Source organism: Vibrio sp. Vb0349, assembly GCF_033338975.1.
In genome coordinates, this window is record NZ_JAWOTS010000247.1 from 1 (window position 1) to 1,301 (window position 1,301).

The window sequence follows — 1,301 nt, forward strand, 5'->3', positions numbered from 1 at the left end:
GATCCGTTTTTTGAAAAAGGAGCCGAGAGAAAGTTTGGTTAAAGATAGCGTTTGGTTAACGAGTTATTTAAACAGAAAGTCAAGGTTCATGTGTTGTTCTATCGCATCCGCAATACGGTTAATACCTTGTTCTTTCAATACTTCAAAATCTTGCTGTTTGACCTGAGTGCCATTCACCCACTCAGTAATGAGGTTTAGCGCTTCCGCTTCGTCAAAACATCCGTGCAAGTAGGTTCCCATAATTTGGCCACATTCACTAATGGCACCGTCACATTCTCCGTTGTCGAGTTCAAGCGGCTGTTCGTCAAGTACCTGGCTTCTACCAACATGAATCTCATAACCTTTCACCTTCGCTTTTTGGTTATTGAGATTGAGCACAGCTTCAGTCTTGGTGAGCTGTTTACTACCAGTCAGCACGGTATGAACATTCAATAGTCCCAAACCTTCGCTTGAACCCGGTTCACCTTCTACACCGTCTGGATCATCAATCGTTTTACCAAGCATCTGGTAGCCACCACAAATGCCCATTACTTTTCCACCTAAACGAATGTGGCGCAGAATGTCTTTATCCCAACCTTGGCTTTTTAGATATGCCAAATCGTCTCGTACTGATTTCGTTCCCGGTAAAATGATGAGATCGGCTTTATCGATCTTCTCACCTTTCCCAACATAGCGAAGATTAATGTCGGGATTTAAGCGTAAAACATCAAAGTCAGTATGATTGCTAATGCGCGTTAACACCGGAACAACCACATTTAACTTAACTTCAGAGTTCAACTCCTGCTGTGCAGTAATGGCGTCTTCGGCTTCTAGGTTCAAGCCGTGCAGATATGGCAACACGCCTAAAACAGGCTTACCCGTTTTTTCTTCTAGCCAATCCAGACCTGATTGCAGCAAACGAATATCGCCACGAAAGCGATTAATGACAAACCCTTTTACTCTCGCCTGTTCAGATTCAGAAAGTAACGCCAATGTTCCGTATAAATGCGCAAACACACCGCCACGATCAATATCCGCAACAATGATCACTGGCACATCGGCTGCTTCCGCAAACCCCATGTTTGCGATATCGCCTTCTCTCAAGTTGATTTCCGCTGGGCTACCAGCACCTTCGATCATGATCGAATCAAACTCTTTAGTCAGCTTAGAAAACGAATCCAACACCGTGTTCATGGCCACTTTTTTGTAGTCATGGAAACTGGCGGCATCCATATTCGACAAAGCCTTGCCTTGAAGAATGATCTGAGCACCTGTGTCGCTATTTGGCTTAATCAAAACCGGATTCATGTGCACAGTTGGCT

1 protein-coding gene is annotated in these 1,301 nt (G+C 44.4%); it reads right to left on the bottom strand.

The window, feature by feature from the left end; translation table 11 throughout:
- Window positions 1-63 precede the first annotated feature (63 nt).
- A partial coding sequence (locus tag R7Q47_RS24930) for a cobyric acid synthase (protein WP_318089975.1) occupies window positions 64-1,301 on the bottom strand: 1,238 nt, incomplete at its 5' end.